The sequence below is a fragment of the Agromyces aerolatus genome (assembly GCF_031432255.1).
Taxonomy (GTDB): Bacteria; Actinomycetota; Actinomycetes; order Actinomycetales; family Microbacteriaceae; genus Agromyces.
In genome coordinates, this window is record NZ_JAVKGQ010000004.1 from 52,815 (window position 1) to 70,931 (window position 18,117).

General features: G+C 67.9%; 16 protein-coding genes and 1 pseudogene. 14 read left to right on the forward strand and 3 right to left on the reverse strand.

Annotated features, from left to right (window positions below; genetic code table 11):
• Positions 1-33: 33 nt before the first annotated feature.
• The 9 genes and pseudogenes from RH864_RS06725 to RH864_RS06765 all read left to right on the forward strand — a co-directional run bounded on the left by RH864_RS06725 (position 34) and on the right by RH864_RS06765 (position 10,224).
• Positions 34-1,101 carry an ABC transporter permease gene (locus RH864_RS06725; RefSeq protein WP_310516759.1) on the forward strand — a complete coding sequence of 356 codons (1,068 nt, stop codon included), beginning with the start codon at positions 34-36 and terminating at the stop codon, positions 1,099-1,101.
• A 90-nt stretch (positions 1,102-1,191) separates the two neighbouring features.
• Positions 1,192-2,142: pseudogene (locus RH864_RS06730) on the forward strand (LacI family DNA-binding transcriptional regulator); the annotation flags it as partial.
• A 66-nt stretch (positions 2,143-2,208) separates the two neighbouring features.
• Complete coding sequence (locus RH864_RS06735) at positions 2,209-3,159, forward strand: aldo/keto reductase (RefSeq protein ID WP_310517040.1); 951 nt, start codon at positions 2,209-2,211, stop codon at positions 3,157-3,159.
• 41 nt (positions 3,160-3,200) lie between these two features.
• Positions 3,201-4,853 carry a GMC family oxidoreductase gene (locus tag RH864_RS06740; protein ID WP_310516760.1) on the forward strand — a complete coding sequence of 551 codons (1,653 nt, stop codon included), beginning with the start codon at positions 3,201-3,203 and terminating at the stop codon, positions 4,851-4,853.
• A gap of 50 nt (positions 4,854-4,903) precedes the next feature.
• Positions 4,904-5,617 carry a gluconate 2-dehydrogenase subunit 3 family protein gene (locus RH864_RS06745; protein ID WP_310516761.1) on the forward strand — a complete coding sequence of 238 codons (714 nt, stop codon included), beginning with the start codon at positions 4,904-4,906 and terminating at the stop codon, positions 5,615-5,617.
• Positions 5,618-5,766: 149 nt separating this feature from the next.
• Entirely contained in the window at positions 5,767-6,759 is a 993-nt protein-coding gene (locus RH864_RS06750; RefSeq protein WP_310517041.1) for a LacI family DNA-binding transcriptional regulator, read from the forward strand.
• A gap of 113 nt (positions 6,760-6,872) precedes the next feature.
• Complete coding sequence (locus RH864_RS06755; RefSeq protein ID WP_310516762.1) at positions 6,873-7,862, forward strand: LacI family DNA-binding transcriptional regulator; 990 nt, start codon at positions 6,873-6,875, stop codon at positions 7,860-7,862.
• 201 nt (positions 7,863-8,063) lie between these two features.
• On the forward strand, positions 8,064-9,155 hold the full coding sequence (locus tag RH864_RS06760) for a nitrilase-related carbon-nitrogen hydrolase (protein WP_310516763.1): 1,092 nt from the start codon (positions 8,064-8,066) through the stop codon (positions 9,153-9,155).
• Between the two features lie 88 nt (positions 9,156-9,243).
• The gene (locus RH864_RS06765; RefSeq protein ID WP_310516764.1) at positions 9,244-10,224 is read left to right on the forward strand and encodes a Gfo/Idh/MocA family protein; all 981 of its coding nucleotides are present in this window, start codon (positions 9,244-9,246) and stop codon (positions 10,222-10,224) included.
• 40 nt (positions 10,225-10,264) lie between these two features.
• On the opposite strand, the gene RH864_RS06770 is transcribed toward RH864_RS06765, so the two are convergent.
• Positions 10,265-10,636 (reverse strand): VOC family protein, encoded by a 372-nt coding sequence (locus RH864_RS06770; RefSeq protein WP_310516765.1) that lies wholly within the window; start codon positions 10,634-10,636, stop codon positions 10,265-10,267.
• A gap of 162 nt (positions 10,637-10,798) precedes the next feature.
• On the opposite strand from RH864_RS06770, the gene RH864_RS06775 reads away from it, so the two are divergent.
• Positions 10,799-11,383, forward strand: coding sequence for an HhH-GPD-type base excision DNA repair protein (locus RH864_RS06775; RefSeq protein WP_310516766.1), 585 nt, complete (start codon positions 10,799-10,801; stop codon positions 11,381-11,383).
• A gap of 192 nt (positions 11,384-11,575) precedes the next feature.
• Here the strand turns inward: RH864_RS06775 and RH864_RS06780 are convergent, their stop codons facing one another.
• Positions 11,576-12,403 (reverse strand): alpha/beta fold hydrolase, encoded by an 828-nt coding sequence (locus tag RH864_RS06780; protein ID WP_310516767.1) that lies wholly within the window; start codon positions 12,401-12,403, stop codon positions 11,576-11,578.
• Between the two features lie 426 nt (positions 12,404-12,829).
• On the opposite strand from RH864_RS06780, the gene nrdH reads away from it, so the two are divergent.
• From nrdH to nrdF, 4 genes are all read left to right on the forward strand, one after another.
• Entirely contained in the window at positions 12,830-13,063 is a 234-nt protein-coding gene (gene nrdH, locus RH864_RS06785) for a glutaredoxin-like protein NrdH (protein ID WP_310516768.1), read from the forward strand.
• Between the two features lie 130 nt (positions 13,064-13,193).
• Entirely contained in the window at positions 13,194-13,610 is a 417-nt protein-coding gene (nrdI, locus tag RH864_RS06790; protein WP_310516769.1) for a class Ib ribonucleoside-diphosphate reductase assembly flavoprotein NrdI, read from the forward strand.
• Positions 13,611-13,615: 5 nt separating this feature from the next.
• The gene (nrdE, locus tag RH864_RS06795; protein ID WP_310516770.1) at positions 13,616-15,742 is read left to right on the forward strand and encodes a class 1b ribonucleoside-diphosphate reductase subunit alpha; all 2,127 of its coding nucleotides are present in this window, start codon (positions 13,616-13,618) and stop codon (positions 15,740-15,742) included.
• Positions 15,743-15,788: 46 nt separating this feature from the next.
• Positions 15,789-16,814, forward strand: a complete 1,026-nt coding sequence (gene nrdF / locus RH864_RS06800; RefSeq protein WP_310516771.1) for a class 1b ribonucleoside-diphosphate reductase subunit beta — start codon at positions 15,789-15,791, stop codon at positions 16,812-16,814.
• A gap of 60 nt (positions 16,815-16,874) precedes the next feature.
• Here the strand turns inward: nrdF and RH864_RS06805 are convergent, their stop codons facing one another.
• Positions 16,875-17,855 carry an epimerase gene (locus RH864_RS06805; protein WP_310516772.1) on the reverse strand — a complete coding sequence of 327 codons (981 nt, stop codon included), beginning with the start codon at positions 17,853-17,855 and terminating at the stop codon, positions 16,875-16,877.
• Positions 17,856-18,117 lie beyond the last annotated feature (262 nt).

Consider the following 18,117-nt stretch of genomic DNA (forward strand, 5'->3'; position numbering starts at 1 on the left):
TCAGGTCCGATCCACCCAGGAGAACGAATCATCATGTCGCACACCACCTTGCAGTCCCCGCCCGAACGAGGCGGCGACCGGCCTCAGGCCCCCGGCGCCGGCGCGAGGCTGAAGGACCTCGCGCGGCGCGCGCTGCCGAAGAGCTACCTGATCCTCGTGCTGATCGCCATCATCGTGATCGGGTACTACGTCTCGGCCGACTTCCTCACGATCCGCAATGCCGAGAACGTGATCGCCGCGGCCTCGATCGTCGCCGTGCTCGCCATCGGGCAGTTCTTCGTGATCCTCACCGGCGGCATCGACCTGTCGGTGGGCTCGATCCTCGCCATGTCGACCGTGATCGTGGCGCTGACGCTGCAATCGGGCATGTCCGCCGGGCTGTCGGTCGTGTTCACGCTGTTCTGCTGCGCGATCGCCGGGTTCATCAACGGACTCCTGGTCGTCTGGCTGCACATCCCGCCGTTCATCGCGACGCTCGCGATGATGAGCGCGGTGAAGGGCTTCAGCTACATCATCCAGTCGACGAGCCTCATCCAGATCCTCGACCAGTCCTTCATCGAGGCGTTCGCGACGGGCACCGTGCTCGGCGTGCGCAACCCGGTCGTCATCTTCATCGTCGTCGCGGTGATCGCCGCGCTCGTCGCGAAGTTCACGACGTTCGGGCGCTCGCTGTACGCCATCGGCGGCAATCCCGAGGCGGCTCGCCTCTCGGGCCTGCCGGTCGCCCGCAACCTCATCATCACGTACACCCTGTCCGGCCTGCTCGCCGGGCTCGCGGGTCTCATCGCGGCAGCCCAGCTTCGGCAGGGCAGCTCGCTCATCGGCGTCGGATACGAGCTGGACGCGATCGCCGCGGTCGTCGTCGGAGGGGCGTCGCTCATGGGCGGCAAGGGCGACCCGATCAGCGCCGTCATCGGCGTCTTCGTGCTCGCGACGATCATCAACATCATGAACCTCGTCGGCATCTCCTCCGAGCCGCAGCTCGTGATCAAGGGCGCCGTCATCGTGATCGCCGTCTTCCTGTCGAGCGCGGGCGGCGTGCAGCGGATCTCGGGCTTCTTCTCCAGGCATTTCGGACGAGGGAGAGCACGTCCCGTCTGACGCCCGTCCCGCGACCGCAGCCCACATCCACGCAGCCCAGGGAGGGAGGGTCCCGTGCGCCGTGAACCCACCGCCACGCGCGGCCCGCGCATGATCGATGTCGCGCGTCTCGCCGGTGTCTCGCATCAGACCGTCTCGCGTGTGATGAATCAGGCCGGCGGCGTCACCCCCGAGGTGCGGGAGCGCGTCGAGCAGGCCATCCAGCGCCTGCGCTACCGTCGCAACCCTGCGGCCAGGGCGCTCGCGACCAGCCGCAGCATGAGCGTCGGCGTGATCAGCTTCGGACTCGCCCAGTACGGCCCCGCACTCACGCTCACGGGCATCGCCGAGGAGACTCGCCGAGCCGGTTACGCGACCGACATCGTCAGCCTCGTCGATGTGGATCGCGACACCATGCGGCGTGCGCTGGACCACCTGACCGCCGACAGCGTCGACGGCATCATCGTGCTCGCACCCATCGCTGCCGCCCGGTCGGCGCTGGACGAGCTCGAGGCGGACGTGCCGCTCGTGATCTTCCACCCGGGCGGCGGCCCGGCGACCGAACGGATCTCGACCGACGAGGTGGCGGGTGCGAGGCTCGCGACGGAGGCGCTGCTCGACGCGGGGCATCCGACGGTCCACCACGTCAGCGGGCCTGCCGGCTGGCTCGGCACCACCGCCCGGCTCGAGGGCTGGTCGGCGGCACTCACCGAGCGCGGCGCGGTGACGCCTCCGCCCATCGCGGGGGATTGGACCACCGAGTCCGGCTACCTCGCCGGTCGCCGGCTCGCGCGCTCAGGAGCGGTGCACGCGGTCTTCGCCGCGAACGATCAGATGGCGCTCGGGGTCATGAAGGCGTTCGCCGACGCGGGCCTTCGGGTGCCGGGCGACGTGAGCGTCGTCGGCTTCGACGGCGTGCCCGAGTCCGCCTACTTCCGACCCGCCTTGACGACGGTCGACTTCGACTTCGCCGAGGTCGGCCGGCTCGCGGTGGACCAGCTGCTGCGGCTCATGGACGGGGGCGAGCCGGGGCCTGCTCCGCCCGTCCGACCCAGGCTCGTGCTCCGCGAGAGCGCGAAGCTGTCGCCGAACTTCGAATCCATCCCCACCAGAAAGCAGGAACCAGTCATGTCTCTCCGTCCACTCGGCCGCACCGGCCTCGACGTCTCCAGCGTGTGCGTGGGCACGAGCGCGCTCGGCAGCTTCCCCGCCCAGTACGGCTACGAGGTCGACGAGGACACCGCGGTCGCCACGATCCGCCGGGTCTTCGACAGCCCGTTCACCTTCATCGACACCTCGAACGAGTACGGCGGGGGAGCGAGCGAGGCGCGCATCGGACGTGCGATCGCCGAGGCGGGCGGCATCCCGGAGGGCGTCGTCATCGCCACGAAGGTCGACCCCATCCCGGGCACCACGGACTTCTCCGGTGATCGGGTCCGTCGATCCGTGGAAGAGAGCCTGGAGCGACTCGGGCTGGACCGGCTGCAACTGGTCTACCTGCACGATCCCGAGAAGATCTCCTTCGAGGAGGGCGTCGCACCGGGCGGACCGCTGGAGGCGCTCATCGAGTTGCGCGACCAGGGAGTCATCGGTTCGCTCGGGGTCGCAGGCGGCCCGATCGACCTCGAGCTGCAGTACCTCGCGACCGAGGCGTTCGACGCGGTCATCAGCCACAACCGGTACACCCTCGTGGAGCAGACGGCGGAACCGCTGCTCGACGACGCGGCGCGTCGCGGCGTCGCATTCGTGAACGCGGCCCCGTTCGGCGGCGGCATGCTCGTGAAGGGCCCGCGCGCGGTCCCGCGCTATTGCTACGCGCCCGTCGGGCCGTCGACCATCGACCGCGTGCTGCGGATGGAGGCGCTGTGCGAGCGCTACGGCGTGCCGCTGGCCGCGGCCGCCCTGCAGTTCTCCGTTCGCGACGATCGCGTGACCTCGACCATCGTCGGCATGAGCCGTCCGAGCCGGGTCGAGGAGACCATCCGCCTCCTCGACGTCGAGATCCCCGACGAGCTCTGGTCGGAGCTCCTGCCCCTCGCCGCGGTGGGCCGCCACGGCATCGAGTCGGACGCGGCCTGAGCCGCGCGTCCTCGCAGCGTATACAGAGAGGAAACACATCCATGAACCGAAAGCAGCAGCCCGAGCCGGTCGACGTCGTCATCGTCGGGGCGGGAGCCGGCGGCGCGACGGCGGCGAAAGTGCTGTCCGAAGCCGGACTCAAGGTCGTCGGCCTGGAGCGCGGCCCGTGGCTGAAGCCCGAGCACGCGTCCGGCGACGAGCTCAAGTTCCTCAACCGGAACTTCATCTGGCAGGACCCCAAGATCAAGCCGCGCACCTACCGGCCCAATGATCGGGAGGAGGCGGTGGTCACGAACTTCTCGGCGACCCCGCAGGTCGTGGGCGGCGGCACGACGCACTGGGGCGGCATGGTGCCGCGCATGACCGAAAGCGACTTCAAGCTGCGCTCGCTGCATGGCGACGTGCCGGGCGCGAGCCTCGTCGACTGGCCGATCACCTACGACGAGCTCGAGCCGTACTACACGCGCGTCGAGTGGGAGTTCGGCACGTCGGGCCTGGCCGGGGCGAACAAGTGGGAGGCGTGGCGCAGCCGCGGCTACCCCACCAAGCCCTCGCCCCTGAGCCAGATCGGCCGCACCTTCGCGACGGCGATGTCGAAGCTCGGCCACAGCACGTTCCCGATGCCGCAGGGCATGGTGACCGAGCCCTACCGCGGGCGCGAGCCGTTCAGCGAGAACGGGTTCTGGCAGCAGTACCCGGATCCCGGATCGGGCAAGTCGTCGACGCTCATCAGCTTCATCCCGGACGCCATCGCCACGGGCAACTACGATCTCCGGCCCGACTGCTACGTCAGTGAGATCCTGGTCGGCAGGGACGGCCGTGCGACGGGCGTGCGGTACCAGGACGAGGACGGCGACGAGTTCGTCCAGTACGGCAAGGCCGTGATCGTCTGCGGGGGCGGCATCGAGACTCCGCGCCTCCTGCTCATGTCGAAGTCGGCGCTCTTTCCCGACGGCCTCGGCAACGGCAGCGGCATGGTCGGCAAGAACGCCACCTTCCACCAGTACTCGTTCTCGGTCGGACTCTTCGACCGCGAGGTGAGCGACCCGCTCTACGGCTGGGCGGGCCACTACATGAGCCTGTGCTCGTTCGACTTCTACGAGACCGACGAGAGCCGTGGTCACATCCTCGGATCGCTCATCTTCCCGTCGATGATCGGCCACCCCGTGAACTGGAGCTTCCCCGGCCGTCCGACGTGGGGTCAGTCGGCGAAGGACGCCGATCGCGACTTCTTCAACCACAGCATGAAGATCGGCATCCTCCTGCACGACCTCCCCGTGGAGGACAACCGCGTCGACCTCGACCCGACCGTCACCGACGCGTGGGGGCTGCCGGTGGCGCGCATCACGCACACGCCGCACCCGAACGACTTCGCGCAGGAGCAGTGGCAGGTGCGGAAGAACGGGGAGATCCTCGAGGCCGCGGGTGCCCGTCGGGTGGTCCCCGTCAACATGGAGCGGATCACGGGCAACACCTCGCACGAGCTCGGCACGACCCGGATGGGGAACGACCCGGCGACCTCGGTCGTCGACCGCTGGTGCCGGTCCCACGAGGTGCCGAACCTCTACGTCTTCGACGCGAGCTTCTTCCCGACAGCGACCGGAATCAATCCCGCGCTCACGATCATGGCGAACGCCTGGCGCTGCGCGGACCGCATCCTGCAGGTCGACCGCCATGGCTGGACCGACGCCTGATCCGCGCACCGCGCCGGGAAACCAACCGAACGACATGAAAGGACAGTGACATGGGACAGGCGGAATGGGTGACCGTGCCCATCTCGACGAGAGACGTCGACGGGCCGATCTTCTTCACGCAGCACGAGTGGGTCACCATCGAGGCTGCGACGGCGAGGATCATCCCCGCCGACCACCATCCGGGCGCGCGCGAGGCGAAGGTGGTCCGATTCATCGACCGCATGCTCGCCGGCACGCAGTTCATCTTCCCCGCGGCGGACGGCATCGGCTGGCTCCGCATGGAGGGCCGCGAAGAACAAGCATGGCACGAGCGCATCGAGCAGCGTCGTCGGTTCTACCGTGAGGGGGTTGCCGAGATGGACCGGCTCGCGCAGGAGCGGTCGGGTGTGCCGTTCGTGGAGCTGGACGACGCCGCGCAGGACGCGGTGCTCGAGCAGCTCGCGGGCGCGGAGCGCCCGGGCCGGTACGCGCTCGACGACAACCAGGTCGGGCTCGGCGGGGCTCCCGCGGGGAACCAGCCGGTGAACGAGGACTTCCTGGAGTTCTTCCCATTGCTCGTGCTGAACACGCGCCAGGGGTTCTACGGCGACCCCGTGTACGGCGGCAACGAGAATCGGGTCGGCTGGGGCGTGATCGGGTTCGACGGCCCGCCGTCGCTCGCGTCGACGATGGACGGCAGCTACACCACCCGCAAGTACATGGTCGAGGGCGCCGAATGGCCGTACGACCAGCATCCGGAAGTGCTGCGCTACCGGCGGCCGTGATCGACAGCACGCTCCCCGGGGCGCCGCATCCTGGCGAGGTGCGGCGACCCGGGGATAATGAGGGCATGGCACAGCCGCCCCTCGACCACGGAACGCACACGTCTCCCGGCCGGGCGGCGCGCAACGCCTCGCGAAGCAAGGGCCCGCGCATGGTCGACGTCGCGCGGCTCGCGGGGGTCTCTCAGCAGACCGTCTCCCGGGTGGTGCGCGGGGCCACCAACGTCTCGCCCGAGATCCAGGCTCGTGTGGAGCTCGCGATCACCCAGCTGCGATACCGGCGCAACCCGGCCGCAGCGGCGCTCGCGAGCAACCGCACGATGACGATCGGTGTCGTGAGCTTCGAGCTGTCGGTGCTCGGCCCGTCCGTGGCGCTCTACGGCATCTCGGAGGAGGCCCGCAAGCACGGCTATTCCACGCGGCTCGTCACCCTCGGCTCGCTCGAACGATCGGCGATCAGAGCCGCGTTCGACTCGGTCGGGTCGGACGCCGTCGACGGGGTGATCGTGCTCGCTCCGCTCTATGAGGCCATCGCGGTGCTCACGGCGCTCGACCTCGACGTCCCGGTGGTCACGTTCGAGCAGGGAAGCCCGCCGAGCCCCACGAGCATCTCCATCGACGAGGTCCGTGGTGCGCATATGGCCGTGCGCCATCTCCTCGAGCTCGGCCACGAGACGGTCTGGCATGTCGAGGGCCCGCCCGGATGGATGGCGACCACCGCCCGCGCCCGTGGATGGTCTGAAGCGCTCGCCGCGGCGGGCCGCGTCGGTCCGCCGCCGCTCGCGACCACGGACTGGTCTGCGGCCGAGGGCTATCGCGTCGGTCGCGAGCTCGCCCGAACCGAGGGTGTGACCGCGATCTTCGCCGCGAACGACCCGTTCGCGCTGGGCGTCATGAAGGCGCTCGACGAAGCGGGTCTCGACGTGCCGGCCGACGTGAGCGTCGTGGGATTCGACGACGTCAAGGAGGCCCCGTACTACCAACCGGCGCTGACCACGGTGACCCTCGATTTCGAGGCCATCGGTCACGTGGCCGTGAGCCGGATCCTCGCGATGATCCGTGGTGAGGCCGAAGGCGACATCCCGTTGATCGAACCGCACCTCGTCATCCGGGACACGACCTCCCCGGCGCGTCCATTCCGCTGAGTTAGCGGTAACTCTGCAGCGGGCCACATAATGGGGGAATGCTGACACAGCCGCCGTCTCCCGGCGCAGCCGGACGGCGGGAGCGGGCGGCGTCACGCGCGAAGGGTCCGCGCATGATCGATGTCGCGCGGCTCGCCGAGGTCTCGCAACAGACCGTGTCCCGCGTCGTGAACGGGGCCACGAACGTCTCGCCGGAGATCCGCGAGCGGGTCGAGCTCGCGATCGAGCAGCTGCGGTATAAGCGCAATGCCGCCGCGGCCGCGCTCGCGAGCAGCCGGACCAGAACCATCGGCGTGGTCAGCTTCGAGCTCAATGTGGTCGGTCCGTCCGTCGCTCTGTACGGCATCTCGGAGGAAGCCCGCCGGCATGGCTACGCCACCCGCCTCGTGACGCTCGGATCCCTGGAACGGGAGGACGTCAAGGCGGCCATGCGCACGATTGGGCCCGACGAGGTCGACGGCATCATCGTGCTCGCTCCGCTGCAGGATGCGGTCTCCATGCTCGACGACCTGACGGCGGGTATCCCGGTGGTGACCTTCCAGCAGGGCTCTCCCGCCAGCGCGACGAGCGTCTCGATCGATGAGGTCTCGGGTGCTCGCGCCGTCGTCGCGCATCTGCTCGGGCTGGGGCACGAGACGGTCTGGCATGTGCAGGGGCCGCCAGGGTGGATGGCGTCCGATGCGCGCCGGCGGGGCTGGGCGGAGGCGCTCGCGGAGGCGGGGCGGCCGGTGCCGAGGCCGGTCGCGACCTCGGGCTGGTCACCGGCTGACGGGTATCGCGCCGGTCGGGTGCTCGCCGCCCGAGCAGAGGTCACCGCCGTGTTCGCCGCAAACGACCATTTCGCGCTCGGCGTCTTGAAGGCGTTCGACGAGGTCGGTCGTGCCGCTCCGGCGGAGGTCAGTGTCGTCGGCTTCGACAATCTGCAGGAGTCGGCGTTCTTCAGGCCGGCGCTGACCACGGTGACCCTCGATTTCGAGGCGGTCGGCGAGGTGGCGGTCACGGCGCTGCTCGAGCGCATCCGTGGTGGCGATGCGGCGATCATCCCGCTCATTCCGGCGACGCTCGTGGTCCGCGAGACCACGGCCGCTCCCGCCCGGCGGTAGTGCGCTCTCACCGCCTGGTGCTCGCACGGGCGCGCTCCCAAAGTCAGCAAATATCGCTATTTACCTGTCTTTTTGTCGCGATCGCTTGAATCACCGCACACGATGTGCTTCTATCTGAGTTAGCGCTAACTCAGCAATCGGGCTCTGCGGATGTCCCGGTGCCTGAGCCGCTCCACCTCAGCGAAGAGAGAGAGAACCGCAATGATCGACCCGTTCGTCGTCGTGGCCGTCTCGCCCCGCACGTTCAACGTGAAGAACCCCGGGGACGGCGTCGCCAACGTCAAGCGCATCAACGAATTCATCGATACGGCCGTCATGGTCGGCCGGTGGGAGGGCGCGCCCGTCAAGCTTGTCGTCATCCCTGAGATGGCCATTCAAGGCATGATCGCCAACTTCCCGGGCAACCGCGAGAAGGAGCGCCACTTCGCCGTCACGATCCCCGGTCCCGAGACCGACGAGCTCGCGAAGAAGGCCGTCGAGCTCGACACGTACATCGCGGCCGAGCTGTACATGGTCAAGGACGATGACTTTCCGGACCGCCACTTCAACGTGGCCTTCATCATCGACCCCAAGGGTGAGATCGTCTACAAGCGGTACAAGGCGACGTCCGACGCCTACGAGGGCGGCATGCTCGGCAACATGAACCCGCACGACGTGTGGGACGAGTGGATCGAGAAGAAGGGCAACGGCAACGTCATGGACGCGATCTTCCCGGTCGCGAAGACGGAGATCGGCAACATCGGCATCGCGATCTGCCACGAGGGCGTGTACCCCGAGGTCGCCCGCGGTCTCGCCATGAACGGCGCGGAGATCATCATCCGCCCGACCCTCATCGAGCCGGCCGTGCAGAACGGCATGTGGGAGCTGCAGAACCGCGCCCACGCGATGTTCAACTCGGCCTATGTCGTCGCGCCGAACCTCGGGCCGGAGTACCGCGAGGACGGCGGCGTGCAGGACCTCTTCGGTGGTCAGTCGATGATCGTCGGCCCGCGTGGCCAGATCCTCACGCAGCAGCGCGGCTGGACGACGGGTGACTCCTTCGTCTGCACCACGATCGACATCGAGGCCCTGCGGCGGGCGCGAGTGGCGAACGGCCTGTACAACCAGTTCAAGGATCTGCGCACCGAGCAGTACCGCGCGATCTACGACGAGCCCATCTACCCGAAGAACCAGTACCTCGACGCACCGCCGACCGAGGGATGGCTCCAGCGTGAACACGAGACGCGGGCGGGCAACATCAAGAAGCTGATCGAGCGTGGCGTGCTGACGCCGCCGACCGGCTACACGGTCTGATCCGCGCGTGAGCCGGAGCGGGTGGTCGCCTTGTGGAGAGGTGGCCACCCGCTCTGAATTGCTCCGCGTCCGCGAGAAGGGAGTGCAGATGGAACGACGTGTGGGCGTCCTCGGGATGGGGCGATGGGGTGAGGCGTGGTGTCGTGTGCTCGGCGGTGAACCGTCGGCGACGGTGGCCACGGTCGCCGGCCGCCGCGCCGTCGGGCGAACCGACCTCGGAGACGCGCGCCGGGTGGCGCACTTCCGCGAGGCGATCGAGCTCGGCGGGCTGGACGCCGTCATCGTCACGCTGCCCATCGAGCTGCACCTTCCGGCGATCCGTGTCGCCGTCGCCCGCGGCGTGCCGGTGCTGTGCGAGAAGCCGCTCGTGCCGAACCGACGACACCTGCAGGAGGTCGCCGAGGTCGCCGCCGCCGCGAGCACTCCGGTATTGGTGGATCAGAACTATCGATTCCGCCCCTGGGCTCGCGCCGTGCGCGAGCACCTTCCCGCGATCGGGCGGCTCGAGGAGGTGCGGATCCGGTTCGCGCAGCCGGAGTTCACCGACGGTGGTCGCGCGCGGCTCGCACATCCGCTGCTCGCGGACATGGCGATCCATCATCTCGACCTCCTTCGGTTCCTCACGGGAGCGGAGGCCACGGTGCGTTCGGTGACGGCGGCGCGTCCGGACGACTGTGCCTACGAGGGCCTCGCGTCGGTCGACGCCGGCCTCGAGCTCGACGGAGGTGCGCGGGTCTCGTATGAGGCGACCTGGGCGGCGCGCCGCGAGCTGACACCGTGGGACGGCGACTGGGTCTTCCGCGGGCGCGACGGCGAGCTCCGCGTGAGCGACCTCGCGGTCGACCTCCACCTCGACTCCGGCGAGGAGCCGAGGCGGGTGGCCACGACGAGGCCACCGCAGGCCGATGAGGACCTCGGCGTGGCGTGGCGGGACTTCGTGGCCGCGTGTGAGGGCGACTCGTCAGCAGGGATCACGGTCGCCGACAACGTCAGGAGTATGAACCTCGTCTTCGACCTCGCGGAGGCGGCCGGCGTGCCGGATCCGTCCGCTCCGGTCGGATCCCGGTGAACGGAGCCGGCACGGGCGCCTCGCAGGTCTGCGCCTGCGCCTACGGGCGTGGCGGCAGCTCCTGCAGCGTCCAGCGGTTGCCGTCGGGGTCGCGGAACGTGACGAACCGGCCCCAGGCCTGCTCGTCGACGCCCTCGGCGTCGACGCCCTTCTCGACGAGGTCGGCGAGCGCGCGGTCGGCGTCGGGGATGACGACCTGGATGACGTCGAGCGTGCCCGGCTCGACGCCGCTGCCGAGGCCCTCGCCGATCGCGATCGAGCACGCCGAGCCGGGTGGCGTGAGCTGGACGAACCGCAGGCCCTCCGTGACCCTCTGGTCGTAGTCGGGGTTGAAGCCGATGTCGATGTAGAACTCCTTCGCCCGGTCGACGTCGGTCACCGGCACGAAGATGAGCTCGATCTTCCAGTCCATGGTCTGCTCCTCCATCGGATCAGTTGCGTCGGGCTCGACGCGGCGGCTCTATCCGACTCTCGTACGGACAGTGTTGCGAAGCATCCGGCCAGTTCCTGTCCTGATTCGCTCGACCCGCGCCGGGACTGCGCGGCCCGGCGTCCGGATGAAAGGATGGCTCGCATGGCGAACCACGACCTGCACATCACCGACGACGCCGCGGCCGACGAGCTGCTCTCGACGGACCCGTTCGCCCTGCTGGTCGGCATGCTGCTCGACCAGCAGGTCGCGATGGAGACGGCGTTCGCGGGCCCGCTGAAGATCCGCGAGCGGCTGGGGGCGATCGATCCCGAGACCATCGCGGCGACCGACCTCGACGAGCTGGTCGCGATCTTCCAGCAGACGCCCGCCGTGCATCGCTACCCGGGCTCGATGGCCGGTCGCGTCCAGGCGCTCGCGGCCGCGATCTGGGACGAGTGGGGCGGCGACGCATCCGCCATCTGGACCCGTGGCGAGCCCACGGGAGCCGACGTGCTCAAGCGGCTCAAGGCGCTGCCCGGCTTCGGCGATCAGAAGGCGCGCATCTTCCTCGCGCTGCTCGGCAAGCAGTGCGGCCTCGAGGCGCCCGGCTGGCGCGAGGCCGCGGGGGCGTACGGCGAGCAGGGGTCGTTCCGTTCGGTCGCCGACATCGTGAGCCCCGAGTCGCTCGCCAAGGTGCGTGAGACCAAACAGGCCGCGAAGGCCGCCGCCAAGGCCGCCAAGCCCTGACACCCCGGTCGCCGGTCTCACCCTCGGGTAGGGGTGACGGCGGCTCCGCGGAGGGATGTGCCCGCGCGCGTACCGCGCCACGCCCGACCGTCGGCGCCGCGTACGACCGTCGTACGTGGCGCAGGCGGTCGTACGTGGCGCGGTCAGTACGAAGGGCGGCGGGCGGTGCGGGCGGTGCGGGCGGTGCGGGCGCTACGCGCCTGACGGATCGCCCGCGACCGGGCCGTCGACCAGGAAGCCGGCGATGACGAGCGCGAGTGTGCGCGGGTCCCAGAGGTGATCGGATGCCTCGAGCTCACGCCGTTCGGCGTGTGCGAGGTCGGCGACGAGCGAGTCGGCCGCCGGCCCCATCACGCCGAGGGTCTGGCTGCCGACGAGCACGAGGACGGGTTGGGTGATGTCGCGCCAGAGCTCGGCGCGCGGGGCCGACTGCGTCCACGCGAGCACCTCGGCGTCGGGTTCGAGGCTCGGCGCGAGCGCGGTCATGACGGGCCAGGCGTCGCTCGCCTTCGACTGCTCGAGCCACTCGGGCGGCATGTCCCGCATGAAGAACTCGACCGTCGCGGCGCCGTCGCCGAACGCGATCCGGTCGCGCAGATCCGCGAGGAACGCGGCACCCTCGGCGCCCGCCTCGGGATCGAGCGGCACCTCGAACACGACGATCTTCGACACTGGCAGGCCCGCCGCCGCGGCCGCGAGCGCGATCGCGCCGCCCGAGGAGTTGCCGAAGAGCGTGACGGCGTCGTCGCTCCCCTCGGTGAGCACCTCGATCAGCGCGCGCAGGTCCTCGACGGTCTGCGCGAGGGTGATGGGCGCGTCCGCCCGGCTCTCGCCCCGTCCGCGCCGGTCGTAGCGGACGACCTCGAAGCCGTGCGCGGCCAGCTGATGCTGGAGCTCGGTCGTGACGGGGTCGAACGCACGGAACTGGAAGGCGCCGTCGATGAGGATGACGGGCGGGCCCGAGCCCTCCCGATCGAAGCCGATGCGCGTGCCGTCGCTCGAAGTGGCGTACTCGGTCATGGGGCCAGGCTAGGTCGGTTCACCGGTCCGCCGCGAGGGGTCGCGCGACACGGCCCGTATGGGGCAGGCGATGTCGGTGGGTGGTGGCACCATGGGAGCCACAACACCATATGTAGGGGTCGAGGGTGCTTCGGCACCCAAGGGGTCCGGTCGCGACACGCCGAGGCATCCATTCACAGGCAAGTTTCTCCGAATGGGTTCCGGGTGTGGATAACCGGGGCCGAGCGGCGAGAATCCGCCGCTCGGCGAACGCCCGGCTGGGGATGGACCGTGGATAACCCCGTGGAAAACTACACGAATGTAACTACTGCATCTTGGGGTCGTTCCGTTCGGTAGCCACAAGATGTAGTATTGAGGGACGCGAGCGACATTGCTCGCTCCGGGGGAAGTCGGCTCTTCACGAGCCCGCGAGAACGAGGGAAACACATGACGGTCACGGTGTACACCAAGCCTTCCTGCGTGCAGTGCAATGCCACGTACCGCGCGCTCGACAGCAAGGGCATCGAGTACGAGGTGCTCGACCTCTCGGTCGACGAGAGCGCGCTCGAGCACGTCAAGGGCCTGGGGTACCAGCAGGCGCCCGTCGTGATCACCGACGAAGACCACTGGTCGGGCTTCCGCCCCGACAAGATCTCGGAGCTCGCCGACCGCCTCGCGTAGGTCTCGCTCGCCTGGGGTCTCGATACGCTGCGCTACTCGACCAGCGGGTGGCGCGGAGATCCCGTCGCTCGAGTGAGCTACGCGCCAGCGAGCGTATCGAGACCCGCACGCCACGACAGAGGAGAAGCAGATGACGAACCTCGTCTACTTCTCGAGTGTGTCCGGCAACACGCACCGCTTCATCGAGAAGCTCGGGCGTCCGGCAGCGCGCATTCCGCTCTTCGCGCGTGAGCAGCCGCTGCGTGCCGCGGAGCCGTTCGTGCTGGTCGTGCCGACCTACGGCGGGGGCGACGGCAACGGCGCCGTGCCCAAGCAGGTCATCAGATTCTTGAACGATCCCGCGAACCGCGGGCTCCTGCGCGGCGTGATCGCCGCGGGCAACACCAACTTCGGCACCGCATACGGGCTTGCGGGCGACATCATCGCCCGCAAGACCGGCGTGCCGCACCTGTACAGATTCGAAGTCTTCGGAACACCAGACGACGTGCGCGCCGTCGATGAGGGATTGGATGAATTTTGGCTCAAGCAGCGGCAACTGACGGCGTAGCGCTCATGGACGCGCCGCGCCAGGCGATGGACTACCACTCGCTGAACGCGATGCTGAACCTGTACGACGCCGACGGCAAGATCCAGTTCGAGAAGGATCGCGAGGCCGCGCGCGAGTACTTCCTGCAGCACGTCAACCAGAACACCGTCTTCTTCCACTCGCTGAAGGAGCGGCTCGACTACCTCGTCGAGAAGGAGTACTACGAGCCGCAGGTGCTCGAGCAGTACTCGTTCGAGTTCATCCAGAAGCTCAACGACCTCGCCTACTCGAAGAAGTTCCGCTTCGAGACGTTCCTGGGTGCGTTCAAGTACTACACGAGCTACACGCTCAAGACGTTCGACGGCAAGCGCTACCTCGAGCGCTTTGAAGACCGCGTCGTGATGACCGCGCTCGGGCTCGCGCAGGGCGACGAGAAGCTCGCGGTCGACCTCGTCGAAGAGATCATCGCCGGCCGCTTCCAGCCGGCCACGCCCACGTTCCTCAACACGGGCAAGGCGCAGCGCGGCGAGCTCGTCTCGTGCTTCCTGCTCCGCATCGAAGACAACATGGAGTCGATCGCGCGCGGCATCAACTCGGCGTTGCAGCTGTCCAAGCGCGGCGGCGGCGTGGCGCTGCTGCTGTCGAACATCCGCGAGTCGGGCGCGCCGATCAAGCAGATCGAGAACCAGTCGTCGGGCATCATCCCCGTGATGAAGCTGCTCGAGGACTCGTTCAGCTACGCCAACCAGCTGGGCGCCCGTCAGGGTGCCGGTGCGGTCTACTTGTCGGCGCACCACCCCGACATCATGCGGTTCCTCGACACCAAGCGTGAGAACGCCGACGAGAAGATCCGCATCAAGACGCTGTCGCTCGGGGTCGTCATCCCCGACATCACGTTCGAGCTCGCGAAGAACAACGAAGACATGTACCTGTTCTCGCCGTACGACGTCGAGAAGGTCTACGGCAAGCCGTTCGGCGACGTGCCGCTGAGCGAGAACTACCGCGACATGGTCGACGATGCGCGCATCAAGAAGACGAAGATCAACGCGCGCGAGTTCTTCCAGACCCTCGCCGAGATCCAGTTCGAGTCGGGCTACCCGTACATCGTGTTCGAAGACACGGTGAACACGGCCAACCCGATCAAGGGTCGCATCAACATGTCGAACCTGTGCTCCGAGATCCTGCAGGTCAACACGCCGACGACGTACCACGAAGACCTGTCCTACGACCAGATCGGCAAGGACATCAGCTGCAACCTCGGTTCGCTGAACATCGCGCTGACCATGGACTCGCCCGACTTCGGCAAGACCGTCGAGACCGCCATCCGCGGACTCACCTCGGTGTCGAACCAGAGCCACATCGCCTCAGTGCGTTCGATCGAGGACGGCAACGACAAGTCGCACGCGATCGGCCTCGGTCAGATGAACCTGCACGGGTACCTCGCCCGTGAGCGCATCTTCTACGGCTCCGAAGAGGGCGTCGACTTCACGAACATCTACTTCTACACGGTGCTGTTCCACGCGCTGCGCGCGTCGAACACGATCGCGATCGAGCGCGGCGAGGTGTTCGACGGCTTCTGGGACTCGAAGTACGCGTCGGGCGAGTTCTTCGACAAGTACACCGAGCAGGCGTGGGTGCCCGAGACGGCGAAGGTCACGCAGCTGTTCGCCGACTCGAATGTGCACATCCCGACCCAGCAGGACTGGGTGGAGCTGAAGGCGTCGATCCAGCAGCACGGCATCTACAACCAGAACCTGCAGGCGGTGCCGCCGACCGGCTCGATCTCGTACATCAACAACTCGACCGCGTCGATCCACCCGATCGCATCGAAGATCGAGATCCGCAAGGAAGGCAAGCTCGGCCGCGTCTACTACCCGGCGGCGTTCATGACGAACGACAACCTCGAGTACTACCAGGACGCGTACGAGGTCGGCTACGAGAAGGTGATCGACACCTACGCCGCGGCGACGCAGCACGTCGACCAGGGCCTCTCGCTCACGCTGTTCTTTAAGGACACGGCGACGACGCGTGACATCAACAAGGCGCAGATCTACGCATGGAAGAAGGGGATCAAGACGATCTACTACATCCGCTTGCGGCAGATGGCGCTCGAGGGCACCGAGCTCGAGATGTGCGTCTCCTGCACCCTGTAGCCCACACCGCAGCCCGAGACATCCGCTTGCTCAAGAAGGAACCCACATGACCCTCACCGACCCGGTGAACTCCGCGAAGAACGACCCGGCGCACGCCGGCGGCGGCAAGCTCAAGCTCGTCGACCACGTCAACGCGATCAACTGGAACCGCATCCAGGACGACAAGGACCTCGAGGTCTGGAACCGTCTCGTGAACAACTTCTGGCTGCCCGAGAAGGTGCCGCTGTCGAACGACATCCAGTCGTGGAACACGCTGACGCCCGAAGAGCAGCAGCTCACCATGCGGGTCTTCACGGGTCTCACGCTGCTCGACACCATTCAGGGCACGGTCGGTGCGGTGTCGCTCATCCCCGACGCGCTGACCCCGCACGAGGAGGCGGTGTACACCAACATCGCGTTCATGGAGTCGGTGCACGCGAAGAGCTACTCGTCGATCTTCTCGACGCTGTGCTCCACGAAGGAGATCGACGACGCCTTCCGCTGGTCGGTCGAGAACGAGAACCTGCAGAAGAAGGCTGCGATCGTCATGGACTATTACCGTGGCGACGAGCCGTTGAAGCGCAAGGTCGCTTCGACGCTGCTCGAGTCGTTCCTGTTCTACTCGGGCTTCTACCTGCCCATGTACTGGTCGAGCCGCGCGAAGCTCACCAACACGGCCGACCTGATCCGCCTCATCATCCGCGACGAGGCCGTGCACGGGTATTACATCGGCTACAAGTTCCAGCGTGGGCTCGAGCTCGTCGACCAGGCGACGCGCGACGAGCTCAAGGACTACACGTTCTCGCTGATGTACGAGCTCTACGACAACGAGGTGCAGTACACGCAGGACCTCTACGACGGTGTCGGGCTCACCGAGGACGTCAAGAAGTTCCTGCACTACAACGCGAACAAGGCCCTCATGAACCTCGGCTACGAGCCGATGTTCCCGAAGACGGTCACCGACGTGAACCCGGCCATCCTTTCGGCGCTCTCCCCGAACGCGGACGAGAACCACGACTTCTTCTCCGGGTCGGGCTCCTCGTACGTCATCGGCAAGGCGGTCAACACCGAAGACGAGGACTGGGACTTCTAAGCCCCGCTGCGCGGTGGCTCACGAACGGGCGGATGCTTCGGCATCCGCCCGTTCTGTGTGTCAGCGGCGCCGTCGAGGTCGCGAGACGACGTCGTCGACCGCCTCGTCGAGTTCGGAGAAGGCGAACGTGAAGCCGTGGTCGGTGAGCCGCCCGGGGAGCACCCACCGGCTCTTCAACACCAGCTCGGGCTCGGTTCGCAGCGCCCACATGGCGGGTTCCAGCATCCACCGCCATGCCGGAAGGCCGAAGGGGACGCCGACGGCTCGCCGAAGGGTGCGCATGAGGGTGCGATTGTCGGTTGGGTTGTGGCTCGCGATGTTGACGGGGCCGTCGAGGTCGTCGTGATCGCGGAGGAAACGAATGGCTTCGATGACATCGTCGAGGTGCACCCAGCTGAACTTCTGGCGGCCTCGCGTGCGATGCCAGGAGGGTCCGGCAGCGGTCGGGTGCGTGCCGATGCCTCGATAACGCCGGTGCGGGAACCACGGGCCGTCGATCTGCGGACCGCCGAGCCCGAAGCGCGCCAGTCGGAGCAACAGGTTCGTGGCAGGGCCGTCGCCGAGCACGATCGCCATGCGCAGCGCGATACGCCGCGTCTCCGGCAGGTCGCCCGCGAAGAACTCGCGCTCCCAGCTCGTGGCGACGTCGACCGAGAACCCGTGCCCGATTCGACCGGTGGACTCGGTGTTCGGCCGATCCGTGCTGTGGCGGTAGATCGTGGCGGTGGAGGCGTTCATCCAGACCCGGGGCGGGTGAGCTGCGGCGGAGACCGCTTCGCGGAGCTCACGCGTCGTGTCGACGCGTGAGCTCAGGATCTCGCCGCGGTTCGCGTCCGTGTACCGGCAGTTCACCGACTTGCCCGCGAGATTGATCAGCAGGTCGGCGCCATCGACGGCGCGGCCGATCGCCGCGCGGTCGTTCCAGGTGACGTCGGCGGCGCGACCGATCCGACGAACGGTGTATCCGTCATCGGTGAGCGCGCGCACGAGCGCTGCTCCGACGAACCCCGTCGCACCCGCGACGACCGCTGTCTTCGGCACCCGAGACCTCCACACGCCGTTCCGGCACCGACCCTAGCGGACGTCACCGTCCGAGCCGGAGCGATCTCGGGACCCCCGTCCCGGTGGAGGCGCCAGGCCAACCCCCTCGTACCTCGTCGATGTCGGAATAGCGACGGCGTTATTCCGACTTAGGGCGCTAAAGTCGGAATAACAGCGGGACTATTCCGGGTTGGAGGCGGCATGATGGCGACGCCAGGCAGAGCGGGCGGCGGAGGTTGGCCCGCGCACCGTTCGGAAACGC

Bases quoted from the DNA above. Each gene is read 5' to 3' on its own strand.
- RH864_RS06725 (WP_310516759.1), top strand. From the start codon at position 34: ATGTCGCACACCACCTTGCAGTCCCCGCCCGAACGAGGCGGCGACCGG.
- RH864_RS06735 (WP_310517040.1), top strand. From the start codon at position 2,209: ATGTCTCTCCGTCCACTCGGCCGCACCGGCCTCGACGTCTCCAGCGTG.
- RH864_RS06740 (WP_310516760.1), top strand. From the start codon at position 3,201: ATGAACCGAAAGCAGCAGCCCGAGCCGGTCGACGTCGTCATCGTCGGG.
- RH864_RS06745 (WP_310516761.1), top strand. From the start codon at position 4,904: ATGGGACAGGCGGAATGGGTGACCGTGCCCATCTCGACGAGAGACGTC.
- RH864_RS06750 (WP_310517041.1), top strand. From the start codon at position 5,767: ATGGTCGACGTCGCGCGGCTCGCGGGGGTCTCTCAGCAGACCGTCTCC.
- RH864_RS06755 (WP_310516762.1), top strand. From the start codon at position 6,873: ATGATCGATGTCGCGCGGCTCGCCGAGGTCTCGCAACAGACCGTGTCC.
- RH864_RS06760 (WP_310516763.1), top strand. From the start codon at position 8,064: ATGATCGACCCGTTCGTCGTCGTGGCCGTCTCGCCCCGCACGTTCAAC.
- RH864_RS06765 (WP_310516764.1), top strand. From the start codon at position 9,244: ATGGAACGACGTGTGGGCGTCCTCGGGATGGGGCGATGGGGTGAGGCG.
- RH864_RS06770 (WP_310516765.1), bottom strand. From the start codon at position 10,636: ATGGACTGGAAGATCGAGCTCATCTTCGTGCCGGTGACCGACGTCGAC.
- RH864_RS06775 (WP_310516766.1), top strand. From the start codon at position 10,799: ATGGCGAACCACGACCTGCACATCACCGACGACGCCGCGGCCGACGAG.
- RH864_RS06780 (WP_310516767.1), bottom strand. From the start codon at position 12,403: ATGACCGAGTACGCCACTTCGAGCGACGGCACGCGCATCGGCTTCGAT.
- nrdH (WP_310516768.1), top strand. From the start codon at position 12,830: ATGACGGTCACGGTGTACACCAAGCCTTCCTGCGTGCAGTGCAATGCC.
- nrdI (WP_310516769.1), top strand. From the start codon at position 13,194: ATGACGAACCTCGTCTACTTCTCGAGTGTGTCCGGCAACACGCACCGC.
- nrdE (WP_310516770.1), top strand. From the start codon at position 13,616: ATGGACGCGCCGCGCCAGGCGATGGACTACCACTCGCTGAACGCGATG.
- nrdF (WP_310516771.1), top strand. From the start codon at position 15,789: ATGACCCTCACCGACCCGGTGAACTCCGCGAAGAACGACCCGGCGCAC.